Here is a 16,948-nt window from a genome sequence, read left to right as displayed (position 1 = left end):
TGTCTAGTGATTATGCCTGGCCACGCCGACGGTGCCGGCGATGTTCTGGTACCGCGTGGCCAACTCCATGCAGGCGCCGGTGGCCTGCTGGCCGACGGTGTTGCGATAGAGCTCCTGCCACGGCGTCTGGTTGGCCGGATGCGGGAAGCCGCCCTTGGCCTTGAGCTCGGCATGGCGCTTTTTGACCTCTTCATCCGAGATCAGGATGTTGGCCGAGCCCTTGTTGAGGTCGATGCGGACCTTGTCGCCGGTCTTCAGGATCGCAAGGCCACCGTCGGCGGCCGCCTCCGGCGAGGCGTTGAGGATCGACGGCGAGCCCGAGGTGCCGGACTGCCGGCCGTCGCCGATGCAGGGCAGGGACAGGATGCCGCGTTTGATCAGCGCCGCCGGCGGCTGCATGTTCACCACCTCGGCACCGCCGGGATAGCCGATCGGGCCGGCACCGCGGATGAACAGCACGCAGTGCTCATCGATCGCCAGTGATTCATCGTCGATGCGGTCGTGATAATCCTCCGGTCCCTCGAATACGATGGCTCGGCCTTCGAAGGCGTTCGGGTCCTTCGGATTGACGAGATAGCGGTCGCGGAATTCCTTGGAGATCACGCTGGTCTTCATGATCGCGGAATCGAACAAATTGCCGCGCAGCACCAGGAAGCCGGCGTCCTTCACCAGCGGCTTGTCGTAGGACCAGATCACGTCATTGTCCGGCTTCGGCGCCGCGCGGCAATTGTCGCCCATGCTGCGGCCGTTGACGGTGATGGCGTCCTCGTGGATGCGCTTGTGGCGCATCAACTCGCCGATGACAGCCGGCACGCCGCCGGCGCGGTGGAATTCCTCGCCGAGATAGAAGCCGGCCGGCTGCATGTTGACCAGCAGCGGCACGTCGTGGCCGACGGTCTGCCAGTCATCGATATTGAGCTCGACGCCGACATGGCGCGCCAGCGCGTTGATGTGGATCGGCGCGTTGGTCGAGCCGCCGATCGCGGAGTTGGCGACGATGCAGTTCTCGAACGCCTTGCGAGTGAGAATGTCCGAGGGCTTCAGGTCTTCCCACACCATGTCGACGATGCGCTTGCCGGTCTCGTAGGCGATCTGGCCGCGCTCGCGATAGGGCGCGGGGATCGCGGCGCAGCCGGGCAGGGACATGCCGAGCGCTTCCGCCAGCGCGTTCATCGTCGAGGCCGTCCCCATGGTGTTGCAATGCCCGACCGACGGCGCCGACGACGCGACGATCTGCATGAACTCCTCGTAGTCGATCTCGCCGGCGGCGAGCCGCTCGCGCGATTTCCACACCACGGTGCCGGAGCCGGTGCGCTGGCCCTCGTGCCAACCGTTGAGCATCGGTCCGCCGGACAGCACGATCGCGGGAATGTTCACGGTCGCCGCCGCCATCAGGCAGGCGGGCGTGGTCTTGTCGCAGCCGGTGGTCAGCACGACGCCGTCGAGCGGGTAGCCGAACAGGATTTCCACGAGGCCGAGATAGGCGAGGTTACGGTCCAATGCCGCGGTCGGGCGCTTGCCGGTTTCCTGGATCGGATGGGTCGGAAACTCCATCGCGATGCCGCCGGCCTCGCGGATGCCCTCGCGCACGCGATGCGCCAGCTCGAGGTGGTGGCGGTTGCACGGCGACAGGTCGTTGCCGGTCTGGGCGATGCCGATGATCGGCTTGCCCGATTGCAACTCGGCGCGGGTCAGGCCGAAGTTGAGATAGCGCTCGAGATACAGCGCCGTCATGCCCGGATTGTGCGGATCGTTGAACCACGCCTGCGAGCGTAGCTTGCGGCTCTTGTCAGCGCCGTTGCCGGCATGTCCGTTGGATTTTGTCATTTCATTCCTCCCGCAGTGCAAACGTGGCGAGCCGGTCTGGTCAGGACGTGCGCGAAACAAGGCGCCTGATGGCAATGGGCCGGTGTTGATGTCGCCTACGTCTTTCGTTCAAGTCATCGTCGTCAGCGTGGTTCTAGATCAGCAATTTTGGTTGCGCTACCATTTTGTTCCTGAGGCGCGGTCGGCCTGCACCGGCTGCTTTGCGGTGGCGTGCTGCAGGGTCGAACTCTGCCGCTCCATCACCTCGAAGCCGAGATCGATGACGCGCTCCGTTACGGGGCGCCCTTCGACCTCGTCCATGATCATCGTCGCCGCGCGCAGGCCCATCTCGTAGCGATTGGTGCGGACGCTGGTCAGCGTCGGAACCGCCGACGCCATGAACTCCATGTCGTTGAAGCCGACGATGGCGATCTGCTCGGGCACGGCGATGTGGCGGCGCTGACATTCGAACAGCACACCGAGCGCGAGGTCGTCATTGGCGCAGAACACGGCATCGATGTCCGGCGCCTTCAGCATCAGATCCGAGAACAGGTTGCCGCCCATGGTCGTCGAGGTCGGCACCGCCGTCGTGACGATCAGTCGCGGGTCGAACAGGCCGGCGGCCTTCGTCGCGTTCTGATAGCCCTGCAGGCGCCTTTGCACCCTTGGGTCCATGCGCGCGCCGAGGAAGCCGATCCGCCGGCAGCCCTGCGCGAGAAGGTGCGAAATCGCTGCATAACAGGCGTCAACATGCGAAAAGCCGATCATCATGTCGATCGGATCGGCGCCGAGCTCCATGATCTGCACGACAGGACATTCCGCCGCCTGCACGATCGCGCGCGCTTCCGCGGTCTGGTCGACGCCGGTGACGATCATCCCAGCCGGCTTCTGCATCAGGAACAGCCGCAGCAGCCGTTCCTCCTGCAGCACGCTGTAGCGTGTATTCGCAAGTTGGATGCTGTAACGGCTGCCTTCGAAAGCATCATAGATGCCGCGCAGCACGTCGGAGAACACGTTGTTGGTGAGGGACGGTATCAGCACGCCGATCACTTCGGTGCGCTGCGATGCGAGCGCGCGCGCGGCGAGGTTGGGCACGTAGCCGAGATCCTTGGCGGCGCTTTCGATGCGCAGCCGGCGGCCGGCCGAGACCGTGTCGGGATTGCGGAAGAAGCGTGACACCGTGATCGGGCTGACACCGGCCAAGGCCGCAACCTCGGTCAGCCGCACCTTGCCCGGCGTGATACGTTTCCGTCCCATCCGTCGCTCATAGCATAGGCGGTCTGGTACACAAGCGATATTGACAGCGCTATCACGCGGTTGCTAAGCGAAGCATTGCGAAAGAGAACCAAACTGCCGACAATGCGTGCTGAGCTGGCGCCACTTCAGCGCCGCCTGAACGATCAGAAGACTACATAACGACAAGCGGCCCGATCAAACGGCCGCGCACAATGGGTGAGAATGCCGCCGGTCTGCAGCCAATGCAGCCGGTCTTTGAGGAGGAAGTTGATGTCGTCGGTGCAAATTCGCGACGTGCGCAAATCTTTCGGCGGATTCGAGGTGCTGCACGGCGTGACCATCCCGATCGAGGATGGCGAGTTCGTCGTGCTGGTCGGTCCGTCCGGCTGCGGCAAGTCGACGCTGCTGCGCATGCTCGCAGGTCTCGAGAACATCACCTCCGGAACCATTTCGATCGGCGAGCGCGTCGTCAACAATGTGCAGCCGAAAGAGCGCGACATCGCAATGGTGTTCCAGAACTACGCGCTCTATCCGCACATGACCGTCGCCGACAACATGGGCTTCTCGCTGAAGCTGCGCGGCGCGCGGCCCGAGGACATCAAGAAGGGCGTGGCGCGCGCCGCCGAGATCCTGGCGCTGACGCCGCTGCTCGACCGCTACCCGCGCCAGCTCTCCGGCGGCCAGCGCCAGCGCGTCGCGATGGGCCGCGCCATCGTGCGCGATCCCCAGGTGTTCCTGTTCGACGAGCCGCTGTCGAACCTCGACGCCAAGCTGCGTGTCGCGATGCGCACCGAGATCAAGGAGCTGCACCAGCGGCTCAAGACCACCACGGTCTACGTCACCCACGACCAGATCGAGGCCATGACCATGGCCGACAAGATCGTCGTCATGCATGACGGCATTGTCGAGCAGATGGGCTCGCCGCTCGATCTCTACGACAAGCCGGACAATCAGTTCGTCGCCGGCTTCATCGGCTCGCCCGCGATGAACTTCCTCAACGGCCACCTGAAGTCCAATGGCTCGGTCTATGTCGAGACCGACAACGGCGCCAAGCTGCCGCTGCTGACGGCGCCGGCCGCGTCCGACGGCCGCCCCGTGGTGTACGGCGTGCGGCCGGAGCATCTCGAACTCGCCGATGACGGCATCGAGGCCGAGGTGATCGTGGTCGAGCCGACCGGCTCCGAGACCCAGATCGTCGCCCGCATCGGTACCCAGGACATCATCGCGGTGTTCCGCGATCGCCACGAGGTCAATCCCGGCGAGAAGATCCATCTGCGTCCGCGCGCGTCGGCGGCGCATCTGTTCGACAAGGATACCGGCCGGAGACTTTGATCCGGCCGTGCGGCGCTGGACGACTTGGAACTAAAACGACCGAAAAATCGGCAACAAACAAAACAAGCAATATTCAATGGGAGAGAACTTCAGATGACGAAATTCCTCACGGATCGACGGTCTCTGCTCAAGGGTGGCGCGACCTTGATGGCCGCTGCGGCGACGATGTCGGCCGACGAGCTGCTCGGCTATGCCAAGGCCTGGGCGCAGACCTCGCCCTGGAAGCCGGAGCCCGGCGCCAAGGTCAACATGATGCGCTGGAAGCGCTTCGTCGAGGCCGAGGACGTGGCCTTCATGAAGATCGTCGACGCCTTCCAGAAGGCCAACAACGTCACGATCAACATTTCCAACGAATCCTATGACGACGTCCAGCCCAAGGCCTCGGTCGCGGCCAACACCGGGCAGGGGCTCGACATGGTCTGGGGCCTCTACACGCTGCCCTTCCTGTTCTCCAACAAATGCGTCGACATGACCGACGTTGCCGACTACCTCGGCAAGAAGTGCGGCGGCTGGACCGACTCGGGCAAGGCCTACGGCATGCTCGACGGCAAGTGGATCGGCATTCCCGTGGCGGCCACCGGCGGCCTGATCAACTACCGCGTCTCGGCGGCCGAGAAGGCCGGCTTCAAGGAATTCCCGAAGGACCTGGCCGGCATGTCCGAGTTCTTCAAGGCCATGAACAAGAACGGCACGCCGGGCGGCATGGCGCTCGGCCACGCCTCCGGCGACGCCAATGGCTGGGTGCACTGGGCGCTGTGGGCGCATGGCGGCAACCTGATCGACAAGGACAACAAGGTCGTCATCAACTCGGCGGAGACCGCCAAGGCGCTTGAATACGTCAAGGGCCTGTACGACAATTTCGTCCCGGGCACCGCGTCGTGGAACGACTCGTCGAACAACAAGGCGTTCCTGGCCGGCCAGCTCTACACCACCGTCAACGGCATCTCGATCTACGTCACCGCCAAGAAGGAAGCGCCGCAGATCGCCGAGGACATGAACCACGCGCATCTGCCGCCGGGCCTGGACGGCAAGACCCGCGAGATGCATCTCGGCTTCCCGATCCTGGTGTTCAACTTCTCCAAGTACCCGCAGACCTGCAAGGCGTTCACCGCCTTCATGCTTGAGCCGGAGCAGTTCAATCCGTGGATCGAGGCGGCGCAGGGCTATCTCTCGCACTTCCTCAAGGGTTACGACGCCAATCCGATCTGGACGGCCGATCCGAAGAACACGCCGTATCGCGACGTCGCCGCGACTGCGACCACGCCGGCCGGCCTCGGCAAGCTCGGCGAGGCTGCCGCGGCCGCGATCGCCGACTTCGTCCTGGTCGACATGTTCGCGAACTACTGCACCGGCCGCGAGGATGTGAAGACCGCCATGGCGAGCGCCGAGCGCTCCGCCAAGCGCATCTTCCGCTGAGGCGGGGTTGACAGCGTAGGGTGGGCAAAGGCGCGCCGCGCCATGCCCACCGTCATTGCGAGCGAAGCGAAGCAATCCAGGGCGGCGCGCCTGACTCTGGATTGCTTCGTCACTTCGCTCCTCGCAATGACGGTGCCTTGAACTATCGGTCCCGAACGTGGTGGGCGGGCTGTGCCTTGTCCATCTTTCGTCGCGAAGGGAGCTGCTCGATCAGATGAGTACCATTCAGACCTCGATGCCCCCGGGCGCTGCCATCGGCGAGCCATCGGCCTGGACACGGTTGAAGACCAACCGCAACGTCATCGCGCTGTGGTTCATGCTGCCCGCGGCGGCGTTCCTGATCCTGTTCCTGGCCTATCCGCTCGGGCTCGGCGTCTGGATGAGCTTCACCGACGAGAAGATCGGCCGCAGCGGCGTCTTCGTCGGCATCGAGAACTACGAATGGCTGTGGGACGATTCGATCTTCTGGCTGTCGGTGTTCAACACGCTGCTCTACACGATCGTGGCATCCGCCATCAAATTTGCGATCGGGCTTTATCTCGCACTGCTGCTGAACCGGCACATGCCGTTCAAGGCGATGATCCGCGCCATCGTGCTGATCCCCTTCATCGTGCCGACGGTGCTGTCGGCGATCGCGTTCTGGTGGATCTATGACGCGCAGTTCTCGATCATCTCCTGGTCGCTGATCAAGCTCGGCGTCATCACCCAGAACATCAACTTCCTCGGCGACACCGCCTGGGCGCGCGCCTCCGTGATCATTGCCAATATCTGGCGCGGCGTGCCGTTCGTCGCCATCACCTTGCTGGCCGGCCTGCAGACCGTGTCGCCCTCGCTCTACGAGGCGGCCACGCTCGACGGCGCCACCAGCTGGCAGCGCTTCCGCTACATCACCTATCCACTGCTGACGCCGATCATCGCGGTCGTGATGACCTTTTCGGTGCTGTTCACCTTCACCGACTTCCAGCTGATATGGGCTCTGACCCGCGGCGGCCCGGTCAACGCCACGCATCTGATGGCGACGCTCAGCTATCAGCGCGGCATCATCTCCGGCCGTCTCGGTGAGGGCGCCGCGATCGCCACCGCCATGATCCCGTTCCTGATGGCGGCGATCGCGATCTCCTGGTTCGGCATGCAACGGCGCAAATGGCAGCAAGGATCCGACCAATGACAGACACCACGCTGCCGCCGAAGGCGCAATCCAACGCGACCAAGACCGCCGCGGCGCTCGCCGCCGGCGACGACAGCGAGGGCATGAGCTACCTGGAGTCGCTGCCGCGCCGGCTGATCACGCTGTATCTGCCGCTCGGCATCATTCTCCTGGTGCTGCTGTTCCCGTTCTACTGGATGGGCCTGACGTCGATCAAACCCGACGAGCAGCTCATCGACATGGAGAAGTACAACCCGTTCTGGGTGGTGCATCCGACCTTCAAGCACATCTCGAAATTGCTGTTCGAGACGCAATATCCGCGCTGGCTGTGGAACACGATGTATGTCGCGGTCGGCGCCACCACGCTGTCGATCTTCGCCTCGGTGCTCGCGGCCTATGCGATCGTCCGGCTGCGCTTCAAGGGCGCCGACACCGTCGGCGTTCTGATCTTCTTCGCCTATCTGGTGCCGCCGTCGATCCTGTTCATCCCGCTGGCCTCGGTGATCCAGGCCTACGGCCTGTTCGACTCGCCGCTGTCGCTGATCCTGGTCTATCCGACCTTGCTCATCCCGTTCTCGACCTGGCTCCTGATGGGCTACTTCAAGACCATCCCCTTCGAGCTCGAGGAATGCGCCCTGATCGACGGCGCCAGCCGCTGGCAGATCCTGGTCAAGATCGTGGTGCCGCTCGCCGTGCCCGGGCTGATCTCGGCCTTCATTTTCTCGTTCACGCTATGCTGGAACGAGTTCATCTACGCGCTGACCTTCCTGCAGTCGACGCCGAACAAGACCGTGCCGGTGGCCATCGTCAACGAATTCGTCGACGGCGACATCTACAAATGGGGATCACTGATGGCCGGCGCCCTGGTCGGCTCGCTGCCCCTCGTGATCCTTTACGCTTTCTTCGTCGAGCATTATGTGTCGGCCATGACCGGCGCGGTGAAGGAGTAGGGCGGGTTTGACCGCGGGCCCGAACAACGCGTCGCTTCCCGCTTGCGCGGATCCTAAACACACGTCATTGCGAGGAGCGAAGCGACGAAGCAATCCAGAGTCTCACGCGCGACTCTGGATTGCTTCGCTTCGCTCGCAATGACGGTCGAAAGACCGCGCCTATTTCTGCATTCGAAGGAGCATCCCCTTGCATATTCTCGTTCTCGGCGCCGCCGGCATGGTCGGGCGCAAGCTGGTGGAGCGGCTGGTCCGCGACGGCCGCCTTGGCGAGGCCGCCATCACCCGCCTGACGCTGCAGGACATCGTCGCGCCAGCGAAGCCCGACACGAGCATTCCGGTCGAGACCATCGCCGGCGACTTCGCCGTCCCCGGCTTCGCCGAGAAGCTGGTCGCTCCGCGTCCCGACGTCATCTTCCATCTCGCCGCGATCGTCTCCGGCGAGGCCGAGCTCGATTTCGACAAGGGCTATCGCATCAATCTCGACGGCACGCGGATGCTGTTCGACGCTGTCCGGTTGATCGGCGAAGGCTACAAGCCGCGCCTCGTCTTCACCTCCTCGATCGCGGTGTTCGGCGCGCCGTTCCCCGCGGCCATCGGCGACGAGTTCGTCAATGCGCCGCTGCTCAGCTACGGCACTCAGAAGGCGATCGGCGAGCTCTTGCTGGCCGACTACAGCCGGCGTGGCTTCTTCGACGGCGTCGGCATCCGCCTGCCGACCATCTGCATCCGCCCCGGCGCGCCGAACAAGGCGGCGTCCGGCTTCTTCTCCAACATCCTGCGCGAGCCGCTGGCAGGCAAGGAGGCCGTGCTGCCGGTGTCCGAGGACGTCCAGCATTGGCACGCCACGCCGCGCTCGGCGGTCGGCTTCCTGCTGCATGCCGCGACCATGGATACCGCCAAGATCGGCCCGCGCCGGAACCTGACCATGCCCGGCCTGACGGCCACCGTCGGCGAGCAGATCGCCGCGCTCCGCCGCGTCGCCGGCGACAACGTCGCCAACCGCATCAAGCGGGAGCCCGACCCCTTCATCGTCGGCATCGTCGCCGGCTGGCCGCGGACGTTCGAAGCCAAGCGCGCCCGCGAGCTCGGCTTTACCACCGAGGAAAAGACCTTCGACGACATCATCCGCATCCACATCGAGGATGAGCTGGGCGGCAAGTTCGTGGCCTGAGACCGCCACCAGCCTCTGGACTCGCATGGCGCAAAGCGCCATGTGAGGGCAGGGAGACATTCGGGAGAGACAGCATGACCGCCAGCATCGTCGGATGGGCGCATACGCCGTTCGGAAAGTTCGACGCCGAGACCGTCGAGAGCCTCGTCGTCAAGGTCGCCAATGAGGCGCTGGCGGATGCCGGCATCTCCGCCGGCGACGTTGACGAGATCGTGCTCGGTCATTTCAACGCCGGCTTCTCGCCCCAGGACTTCACCGCCTCGCTGGTGCTGCAGGCCGATCCGGCGCTGCGCTTCAAGCCGGCGACCAGGGTCGAGAACGCCTGCGCGACAGGCTCCGCCGCCGTCCACCAGGGCATCCGCGCCATTGCGGCGGGCGCCGCCAAGATCGTCCTCGTGGTCGGCGTCGAGCAGATGACGCGCACGCCGGGCCCGGAGATCGGCAAGAACCTGCTCAAGGCCTCGTACCTGCCGGAAGACGGCGACACCGTCGGCGGCTTCGCCGGCGTGTTCGGCAAGATCGCGCAGGGCTATTTCCAGAAATATGGCGACCAGTCGGATGCGCTGGCGCTGATCGCGGCCAAGAACCACAAGAACGGCGTCGCCAATCCGTTCGCGCAGATGCGCAAGGATTTCGGCTTCGAGTTCTGTCGCTCGGAGAGCGAGAAGAACCCGTATGTCGCCGGCCCTCTGAAGCGCACCGACTGCTCGCTCGTCTCCGACGGCGCCGCGGCCCTGGTGCTGACCGACAGCGAGACGGCCAAGTCGTTCGCCAAGGCCGTCAACGTTCGCGCCACTGCGCATGCGCAGGACTTCCTGCCGATGTCCAAGCGCGACATCCTCGCCTTCGAGGGCTGCACGGTGGCCTGGCAGCGCGCGCTGGAGAAGGCCGGCGTCACCCTGTCCGATCTCTCCTTCGTCGAGACCCATGACTGCTTCACCGTCGCCGAGCTGATCGAGTACGAAGCGATGGGCCTGACTCCCAGGGGGCAGGGCGCTCGTGCTATCAAGGAAGGCTGGACGCTCAAGGACGGCAAGCTGCCGGTCAACCCGTCCGGCGGACTCAAGGCCAAGGGCCACCCGATCGGCGCCACCGGCGTCTCCATGCACGTGATGACCGCCATGCAGCTCACCGGCTCCGCGCCGGAGGGCATGCAGCTTCCCAACGCCAAGCTCGGCGGCATCTTCAACATGGGCGGCGCCGCGGTGGCGAACTACGTGTCGATTTTGGAGCCGGTGAAGTAGGCCCGGCTCCATCCTCCGTCATTGCGAGCGAAGCGACGCAATCCAGGGCCACATGTGCCGCCCTGGATTGCTTCGTCGCTTCGCTCCTCGCAATGACGGTGCCCCAAGCGAACTCTCCAAGGCGGGGGCAATCTAGTCATCAGCCGCCCCATTGACCGCTCATGATCATTCAAACCGAACGCCTCACTCTGCGGGAATGGCGTGACGACGACCGCGCGCCGTTCGCGGCGATGTCGGCCGATCCGGCGGTGATGCGGTATCTGCGCGCGCTGCCGACGCGGCAAGCCTGCGATCAGTGGATCGATTTCCAGATCAAGCACCATGCCGAGCACGGCTTTGGCTTTTGGGTGGTCGAAGAACGAGCCAGCGGCGCCTTCCTCGGCGCGACCGGCTTGTTCCGCGTGTTCTTCGACGCCCCGTTCACGCCGGCGGTCGAGATCGGCTGGCGACTCTCGCGGGCGGCCTGGGGGCAGGGAATTGCGACGGAAGCCGCGCGCGCGGCGCTGGCCTTCGGCTTCGACAAGCTCGGCCTCGATGAAGTCATCGCTTATGCCGCGCCGGCCAACGAGGCCTCACAGAACGTGATGCGCAAGCTCGGCATGGTCAGGGACGAAGCGTCTGACTTCGATCATCCGCGCGTCGAGGCCGACAGCCCGCTGCGCCGGCAGGTGATGTACCGGCTCCCACGCGAGGTGTGGGCCATCGCTTCGCGCTGATTTCTCCTTCTTGTCATTCCGGGCTCGCGCTTCGCGCGCCCCGGAATGACGAGGAAAGACGTTCTTACCTCAGCTCCGCCACACCTTCTCCTCGCTGAACCCCAGCTCGCCAAAATCCTTTGCCCGCAAGCCGGCATCGTCGGCCGGAAAGAACTCGTCCAGCTGCGGCGGCTTCACGGCCGTCGCTGACAGCATCGCATGCGCCTGGCCGCGGTGGTGAATGTCGTGCTGGAAAAGATGCAGCAGCAGGCGGTCGCAGCGTTCGTTCTGGACGCGGGTCTCGCGGTTGATGCGGACGTTCTCGTCGAGCCGTGGCGGTGTCAGCGCCTCGCAGAAGCCGATCAGCCGGCGGTCCATCGCGCTCTGCGCTTTCACCAGATCGGCGAGGCGCGGGAACGGCACCTCGTTCTGCCACGCCATCGGGCCGAGCCAGCCGCCCTCCAGGGCATCAATGTAGAACAGATCGATGATGTAGATGTGGTTGAGCGTCTTCTGCAGGCTCGGGAAGAAGCCGGTGCGCTCGGCGGCAAAATCGTCGGCGCTGAGCTGGCCGCAGGCGGTCAGCAGCCGGTGATTGGCCCACGCATTGTTGTAGGCGAAGGCACGAAAGGTCTGGACGAGATCGGCGGGCATTGCGTCTGATCACCCCGTGATGGCTCGTCGCCGATCATACGGAACGGATCGCGCGCTTCACCACCGATTTCCGCGCGCGTCCGCGCATCATCCCCACCCGCGTGACGGAACTCTGCCACAATTGGTCGCGGTGCATCATTTGGCCTCCTGTGCAATAAGTTCAGATGCCGCACGACACACCCCTCATTGCGACCATTGTCGCCGGCCTTGGATTGGCCTTCGTCTTCGGAGCTCTCGCGCAGCGCTTCCGGTTCCCGCCGCTGGTCGGCTATCTCCTCGCAGGCGTTGCCGTCGGCCCGTTCACGCCGGGCTTCGTCGCCGACCAGGCGCTGGCGACCGAGCTCGCCGAGCTCGGCATCATCCTCCTGATGTTCGGCGTCGGCCTGCATTTCTCGCTCAAGGACCTGATGTCGGTGCGCGCCATCGCCGTGCCGGGCGCTGTGGTGCAGATCACCGTCGCGACCCTGATGGGCATGGCGCTGAGCTGGGCGATGGGCTGGTCGATCGGCGGCGGGCTCGTGTTCGGCCTCGCGCTCTCCGTTGCCAGCACCGTGGTGCTGCTGCGCGCGCTGCAGGAGCGGCGGCTGATGGACACCGAGCGCGGCCGCATCGCGGTCGGCTGGCTGATCGTCGAGGACCTCGCGATGGTGCTGGCGCTGGTGCTGATCCCGGCCTTCGCCAGCCTGCAGAGCGGCAATGGCGACGTCGCCGCCGCCGATCCGCTCGCCGCCCGCTTCGGCCTGGGTCTGACCGGCGTGCTGCTGCTGACCTTCGCCAAGATCGGCGTGTTCATGGCGGTGATGCTGCTGGTCGGCCGCCGCCTGATCCCGTGGATCCTGCACTATGTCGCCCACACCGGCTCGCGCGAGCTGTTCCGCCTCGCGGTGCTGGCGATCGCGCTCGGCGTCGCCTTCGGCTCGACGAAACTGTTCGGCGTGTCGCTGGCGCTCGGCGCGTTCTTCGCCGGCATGATGCTCGGCGAGTCGCCGCTGAGCCAGCGCGCCGCGCAGGAATCGCTGCCCCTGCGCGATGCCTTCGCGGTGCTGTTCTTCGTCTCCGCCGGCATGCTGTTCGATCCGGCCAGCATCATCCGCGAACCCTGGCCGCTGCTCGCGACCTTGTTCATCATCCTGTTCGGCAAGTCGATCGCGGCGTTTCTGATCGTGGTCGCGTTCCGCCATCCGGCCTCTACCGCGCTGACCATTTCCGCAAGCCTCGCGCAGATCGGCGAGTTCTCCTTCATCCTGGCCGAGATCGGCGGTGCCACCAATCTGCTGCCGAAAGCCGGCCGCGATCTGATCCTGGCCGGCGCGATCATCTCGATCATGCTCAATCCGCTGATGTTCGCCGCGCTCGACTGGCTGCTGCCGCGGCTGGAGCGCCGCCGCGCGGACGTCGCCGCGACGCCGGCACCGAAGCCTGCCGAGATCCCGGTCACGCAATTGACGGAGCACACCATCGTCGTCGGCTATGGCCGCGTCGGCCGGCTCGTCGGCGAGGCGCTGCAGCAGCGCGGCCATGCCTTCCTTGCCGTGGAGACATCGGAAGACACTCTCAAGCAGCTCAACGACGCCGGCATCGAAACCATCACCGGCAACGCCGCCCGCAGCAACGTGCTGCGCGCGACCAATCCGGCGGCTGCGCATGCGCTCGTCATCGCCATCCCCGAGGCGTTCGAGGCCGGCCAGATCGTCGAGCAGGCCCGTGCCGCCAATCCGGCGCTGCACATCGTGGCGCGCGCGCATTCCGACGCCGAGGTCGAGCATCTGAAATCGCTCGGCGCGGACATGGTCATCATGGGCGAACGCGAGATCGCGCGCGGCATGATCGAAGAGCTGGATACAAGGCCGCCGGATCCAGCGCCGGAGCTGGCCCCGCAGCGCGAGGCGGAGAATGTGCAGGTCCAGGCCTAGCCGGCTGCGGGCTCGTCATTCCGGGGCAATCGTCAATGCGCTCGCGCGTTGACGATTGAACCCGGAATCTCGAGATTGTTCGGGTGAGATGCAAGCCAAGCTCGAGATTCCGGGTTCAAGGCCTGCGGCCTTGCCCCGGAATGACGGCGGGTGGGGCTACATCATACTCACTCCGGCATCATCTCGCCGGAGCCGCCGAACTCGGCCGGAAAGTCCTTCAGCTTCGGCAGGCCGTCCTTGATCGGCAACACGCTCTCCGCGTAGTTGACGTGGACGCCGGGCGTGAACTTCAGCGTCGGAATCGTCGCGGCATAGACGTCGATCATGCCGAGCGGCGGATGGTCGGTCATCAGGTGACCGCCGCATTTGGTGCAGTATTTGCGGTGGCTCATATCGGTCTTGTGATAGGTGCCGATCGCCTCCGCGCCCTTGGTGACGCGCACATTGGTCGGCTTCCACAAGGTGAAGGCGTTGACCGGACCCGCCGACCACGACCGGCAGGACGAGCAGTGGCAATAGCCCATCGCCTCCGGCTCGCCATCGGCTTCCAGCTCGACCGTGCCGCAGAAGCATTTGCCCTGATACAGCGTCATGACAGCGTTCTCCCTGACTGTTTTTTGGATGTTGGAAGGACATGCTGACACAGCTGTAGGGCCGAAGGGAATCGCAGAATGCTGGTGTCGGCGTGGAACATCTGGTGCGATGCAACGGCGCGCATCGTGATCCGCGGGGCGGAATGTTACGGCGGCGCAGTCTCGCGCATGGCCCCATACGCGCGTGACCGCTTGCCCCGGAACCGGCTGTGCCTTTAGCTCTGTCGACAACAACGAACGAGGGAGCCAACGCCGCGATGGGACCGCTTGCGGGCATCAAGGTCATCGATATGACCACCGTGCTGATGGGGCCGTATGCCGCCCAGACGCTCGGCGACTACGGCGCCGACGTCATCAAGGTGGAATCGCCGGAGGGCGACGTCACCCGCAAGATCGGCCCGTGGCGCCATCCCGGCATGGGACCGGTCACCCTCAACACCAACCGCAGCAAGCGGGTGATCTGCCTCGACCTGAAGAAGCCGGCCGGCCGCGAAGCCGTGCTGCGCATGGTCAAGACTGCCGATGTCCTGCTCTACAACATCCGCCCCCAGGCGATGGCCCGGCTGAACCTCGGCTATGAATTGATCTCCGCGCTCAATCCGCGGCTGGTCTATGCTGGCGTGTTCGGCTTCGGCCAGGATGGCCCCTATGCGGCGAAGCCCGCTTATGACGATTTGATCCAGGGCGGGGCGGCGCTGGCGCATCTGATGGCGGTCGCTGGTGATGGCACGCCGCGCTATGTGCCGAATGCGCTGGTCGACCGCATCGTCGGCCTAACCGCCGTCGGCGCGATCTGCGCCAGCCTAGTGCATCGCGACCGTACCGGCCGCGGCCAGCGCCTGGACGTGCCGATGTTCGAGACCATGTCGGCGTTCATCATGGGCGATCACATGGGCGGGCTCACCTACGAGCCGCCGCTCGACAAAGGCGGCTATGCGCGGCACCTGTCGCAGGACCGCCGGCCCTACAAGACCGCCGACGGCCACATCTGCGTCATCGTCTACAACGACAAGCAATGGGACGCGTTCTTCGAGGCGTCCGGCCGTACCGACCTGCGCGCCGACGACCGCTTCAACACGTTCGCTCGGCGTGCTGCCAACATCGATGTCGTCTATGCCGAGCTGGCGCGCATCTTCCAGACCCGCACGACGGCCGAATGGACCGCGCTGCTGGACAAGGCCGACATCCCGGTCATGCCGATGCACGATCTCGAAAGCCTTCTGCATGATCCGCATCTCGTCGCGACCGATTTCTTTCCCGTTGTCGAGCACCCGACCGAAGGCCCCATCCGCAGTACGCGCGTGTCGGCAAATTGGTCCGAAACCAGGGCCGAGCCGCAGCATCTGGCGGGGCGACCGAACGAGCATGGTCACGAGATCCTGCGCGAGCTTGGCTTCTCGAACGACGACATCACTGCGATGATCCGCGACGGCGCGACGATGCCGTCACCCGCCAAGGAGTGAGCGCATGGATTTCGCACTCTCGGCAAATCAGGAATCGATCCGCGACGCGGTCGCGAAGATCTGCGCCCAGTTCGATGACGCCTATTGGCTGAAGAAGGACAAGGAGGGCGGTTTCCCGGCCGACTTCCACAAGGCGCTGGCCGAGGCCGGCTGGCTCGGCATCTGCATCCCCGAGGAATACGGCGGCTCCGGCCTCGGCATTCTCGATGCCGCGATCATGATGCGCACGATCGCGGAGTCCGGCGCGGGCATGAGCGGCGCGTCCGCAATCCACATGAACGTGTTCGGGCTCAATCCGGTCGTTGTTTTCGGAACCAAGGAGCAGTGCGCGCGGATGCTGCCGGGCATCGTCGACGGCAGCGAGAAGGCGTGCTTCGCCGTGACCGAGCCGAACACCGGACTCAACACGACGCAACTCAAGACCCGTGCGGTACGCAAGGGCGACCGCTACGTCGTCAACGGCCAGAAGGTGTGGATCTCGACCGCGCAGGTCGCGGAAAAAATCCTGCTGCTGGCGCGCACCACGCCGCTGGAGGAGGTGAAGCGGCCGACCCACGGGTTGAGCCTGTTCTACACGGATTTCGATCGCAGCCGCATTAAGGTGCACGAGATCGACAAGATGGGCCGCAAGCCGGTCGACTCCAACGAGCTGTTCTTCGAGGACTTCGAGATCCCGGTCGAGGATCGCCTCGGCGAGGAGGGGCGGGGCTTCGACTACATCCTGCACGGCATGAACCCCGAGCGCATCCTGATCGCGGCGGAAGCCGTCGGGCTCGGCCATCTCGCGCTGTCGCGTGCGTCAGCCTATGCGCGGACGCGCAACGTGTTCAATCGTCCGATCGGTCAAAATCAGGGCATCCAGCATCCGCTGGCCAAGAACTGGATGGAGCTGGAGGCCGCGTGGCTGATGGTGTTGCAGGCCGGCTGGCAATACGACCAGGGCATGGCCTGCGGCCCGGCGGCGAACGCCGCGAAATATCTCGCGGCCGAGGCGGGCTTCCACGCCTGCGAGCAGGCGGTGATGACGCATGGCGGCTTCGGCTATGCGCGCGAGTATCACGTCGAGCGTTACCTCCGCGAATCCCTGATCCCCCGCATCGCGCCGATCAGCCCGCAACTGATTCTGTCCTTCATCGCCGAGAAGGTGCTCGGCATGCCGAAGTCGTATTGAAACGTTGTACAGAGACGATCCCGTATTGAGATGATCAACTATTCAGCCATCAGGGACGCACGCTGCCAGCATTCCCTCCCGCCTTGTGGGGGAGGGGCAGGGAGGGGGGTACTCCGCGAAGATTCGTCGTGTGGCCACCCCCACCCCCGACCCCTCC

General features: G+C 64.9%; 14 protein-coding genes. 10 read left to right on the top strand and 4 right to left on the bottom strand.

The annotated features are described in order from the left end of the window. Positions 1 to 3: 3 nt before the first annotated feature. Both ACQR0Z_RS31360 and ACQR0Z_RS31355 read right to left on the bottom strand, forming a co-directional pair. Positions 4 to 1,827, bottom strand: a complete 1,824-nt coding sequence (locus ACQR0Z_RS31360; RefSeq protein ID WP_434921212.1) for an IlvD/Edd family dehydratase — start codon at positions 1,825 to 1,827, stop codon at positions 4 to 6. A gap of 156 nt (positions 1,828 to 1,983) precedes the next feature. Next, the gene (locus ACQR0Z_RS31355; RefSeq protein WP_434921211.1) at positions 1,984 to 3,063 is read right to left on the bottom strand and encodes a LacI family DNA-binding transcriptional regulator; all 1,080 of its coding nucleotides are present in this window, start codon (positions 3,061 to 3,063) and stop codon (positions 1,984 to 1,986) included. A 249-nt stretch (positions 3,064 to 3,312) separates the two neighbouring features. On the opposite strand from ACQR0Z_RS31355, the gene ACQR0Z_RS31350 reads away from it, so the two are divergent. From ACQR0Z_RS31350 to ACQR0Z_RS31320, 7 genes are all read left to right on the top strand, one after another. Then, positions 3,313 to 4,374 carry an ABC transporter ATP-binding protein gene (locus ACQR0Z_RS31350; protein ID WP_035645530.1) on the top strand — a complete coding sequence of 354 codons (1,062 nt, stop codon included), beginning with the start codon at positions 3,313 to 3,315 and terminating at the stop codon, positions 4,372 to 4,374. Between the two features lie 93 nt (positions 4,375 to 4,467). Next, positions 4,468 to 5,790, top strand: coding sequence for an ABC transporter substrate-binding protein (locus ACQR0Z_RS31345; protein ID WP_434921210.1), 1,323 nt, complete (start codon positions 4,468 to 4,470; stop codon positions 5,788 to 5,790). A 214-nt stretch (positions 5,791 to 6,004) separates the two neighbouring features. Further along, positions 6,005 to 6,958 (top strand): carbohydrate ABC transporter permease, encoded by a 954-nt coding sequence (locus ACQR0Z_RS31340; RefSeq protein ID WP_434921209.1) that lies wholly within the window; start codon positions 6,005 to 6,007, stop codon positions 6,956 to 6,958. Continuing rightward, a complete protein-coding gene (locus tag ACQR0Z_RS31335) occupies positions 6,955 to 7,887 on the top strand; it encodes a carbohydrate ABC transporter permease (RefSeq protein WP_434857527.1) in 933 nt (310 codons plus the stop codon). Before ACQR0Z_RS31340 ends, ACQR0Z_RS31335 begins: the two co-directional genes overlap by 4 nt. 187 nt (positions 7,888 to 8,074) lie before the next feature. Next, entirely contained in the window at positions 8,075 to 9,058 is a 984-nt protein-coding gene (gene denD, locus ACQR0Z_RS31330; RefSeq protein ID WP_434921208.1) for a D-erythronate dehydrogenase, read from the top strand. A gap of 74 nt (positions 9,059 to 9,132) precedes the next feature. Continuing rightward, positions 9,133 to 10,302 carry an acetyl-CoA acetyltransferase gene (locus ACQR0Z_RS31325; protein WP_315785019.1) on the top strand — a complete coding sequence of 390 codons (1,170 nt, stop codon included), beginning with the start codon at positions 9,133 to 9,135 and terminating at the stop codon, positions 10,300 to 10,302. A 161-nt stretch (positions 10,303 to 10,463) separates the two neighbouring features. Further along, on the top strand, positions 10,464 to 11,018 hold the full coding sequence (locus ACQR0Z_RS31320) for a GNAT family N-acetyltransferase (RefSeq protein WP_434921207.1): 555 nt from the start codon (positions 10,464 to 10,466) through the stop codon (positions 11,016 to 11,018). Between the two features lie 69 nt (positions 11,019 to 11,087). Here ACQR0Z_RS31320 and ACQR0Z_RS31315 read toward each other — a convergent pair whose 3' ends face one another. Then, positions 11,088 to 11,651: a DinB family protein gene (locus ACQR0Z_RS31315; protein WP_434921206.1), complete on the bottom strand. Its 564-nt coding sequence runs from the start codon at positions 11,649 to 11,651 to the stop codon at positions 11,088 to 11,090. A gap of 164 nt (positions 11,652 to 11,815) precedes the next feature. Here ACQR0Z_RS31315 and ybaL point away from each other — a divergent pair, with 164 nt between their 5' ends. Further along, a complete protein-coding gene (gene ybaL, locus ACQR0Z_RS31310; RefSeq protein WP_434921205.1) occupies positions 11,816 to 13,564 on the top strand; it encodes a YbaL family putative K(+) efflux transporter in 1,749 nt (582 codons plus the stop codon). Positions 13,565 to 13,731: 167 nt separating this feature from the next. Here ybaL and ACQR0Z_RS31305 read toward each other — a convergent pair whose 3' ends face one another. Continuing rightward, the gene (locus ACQR0Z_RS31305; RefSeq protein WP_006610848.1) at positions 13,732 to 14,157 is read right to left on the bottom strand and encodes a GFA family protein; all 426 of its coding nucleotides are present in this window, start codon (positions 14,155 to 14,157) and stop codon (positions 13,732 to 13,734) included. Positions 14,158 to 14,414: 257 nt separating this feature from the next. Here ACQR0Z_RS31305 and ACQR0Z_RS31300 point away from each other — a divergent pair, with 257 nt between their 5' ends. After that, a complete protein-coding gene (locus ACQR0Z_RS31300) occupies positions 14,415 to 15,620 on the top strand; it encodes a CaiB/BaiF CoA transferase family protein (RefSeq protein WP_434921204.1) in 1,206 nt (401 codons plus the stop codon). Positions 15,621 to 15,624: 4 nt separating this feature from the next. Next, on the top strand, positions 15,625 to 16,791 hold the full coding sequence (locus ACQR0Z_RS31295) for an acyl-CoA dehydrogenase family protein (RefSeq protein WP_434921203.1): 1,167 nt from the start codon (positions 15,625 to 15,627) through the stop codon (positions 16,789 to 16,791). The last annotated feature ends 157 nt before the right edge of the window (positions 16,792 to 16,948 follow it).

This window comes from Bradyrhizobium sp. HKCCYLS3077, assembly GCF_051167555.1.
Classification (GTDB): domain Bacteria; phylum Pseudomonadota; class Alphaproteobacteria; order Rhizobiales; family Xanthobacteraceae; genus Bradyrhizobium.
This window is presented reverse-complemented; position numbering and strand designations above follow the sequence as displayed.

What these genes read in the sequence shown, in the direction of transcription:
- ACQR0Z_RS31295 (WP_434921203.1), top strand. Translation starts at nt 15,625, where the DNA reads ATGGATTTCGCACTCTCGGCAAATCAGGAATCGATCCGCGACGCGGTC.
- ACQR0Z_RS31325 (WP_315785019.1), top strand. Translation starts at nt 9,133, where the DNA reads ATGACCGCCAGCATCGTCGGATGGGCGCATACGCCGTTCGGAAAGTTC.
- ybaL (WP_434921205.1), top strand. Translation starts at nt 11,816, where the DNA reads ATGCCGCACGACACACCCCTCATTGCGACCATTGTCGCCGGCCTTGGA.
- ACQR0Z_RS31320 (WP_434921207.1), top strand. Translation starts at nt 10,464, where the DNA reads ATGATCATTCAAACCGAACGCCTCACTCTGCGGGAATGGCGTGACGAC.
- ACQR0Z_RS31305 (WP_006610848.1), bottom strand. Translation starts at nt 14,157, where the DNA reads ATGACGCTGTATCAGGGCAAATGCTTCTGCGGCACGGTCGAGCTGGAA.
- ACQR0Z_RS31340 (WP_434921209.1), top strand. Translation starts at nt 6,005, where the DNA reads ATGAGTACCATTCAGACCTCGATGCCCCCGGGCGCTGCCATCGGCGAG.
- ACQR0Z_RS31335 (WP_434857527.1), top strand. Translation starts at nt 6,955, where the DNA reads ATGACAGACACCACGCTGCCGCCGAAGGCGCAATCCAACGCGACCAAG.
- ACQR0Z_RS31360 (WP_434921212.1), bottom strand. Translation starts at nt 1,827, where the DNA reads ATGACAAAATCCAACGGACATGCCGGCAACGGCGCTGACAAGAGCCGC.
- ACQR0Z_RS31345 (WP_434921210.1), top strand. Translation starts at nt 4,468, where the DNA reads ATGACGAAATTCCTCACGGATCGACGGTCTCTGCTCAAGGGTGGCGCG.
- ACQR0Z_RS31355 (WP_434921211.1), bottom strand. Translation starts at nt 3,063, where the DNA reads ATGGGACGGAAACGTATCACGCCGGGCAAGGTGCGGCTGACCGAGGTT.
- ACQR0Z_RS31315 (WP_434921206.1), bottom strand. Translation starts at nt 11,651, where the DNA reads ATGCCCGCCGATCTCGTCCAGACCTTTCGTGCCTTCGCCTACAACAAT.
- ACQR0Z_RS31350 (WP_035645530.1), top strand. Translation starts at nt 3,313, where the DNA reads ATGTCGTCGGTGCAAATTCGCGACGTGCGCAAATCTTTCGGCGGATTC.
- ACQR0Z_RS31300 (WP_434921204.1), top strand. Translation starts at nt 14,415, where the DNA reads ATGGGACCGCTTGCGGGCATCAAGGTCATCGATATGACCACCGTGCTG.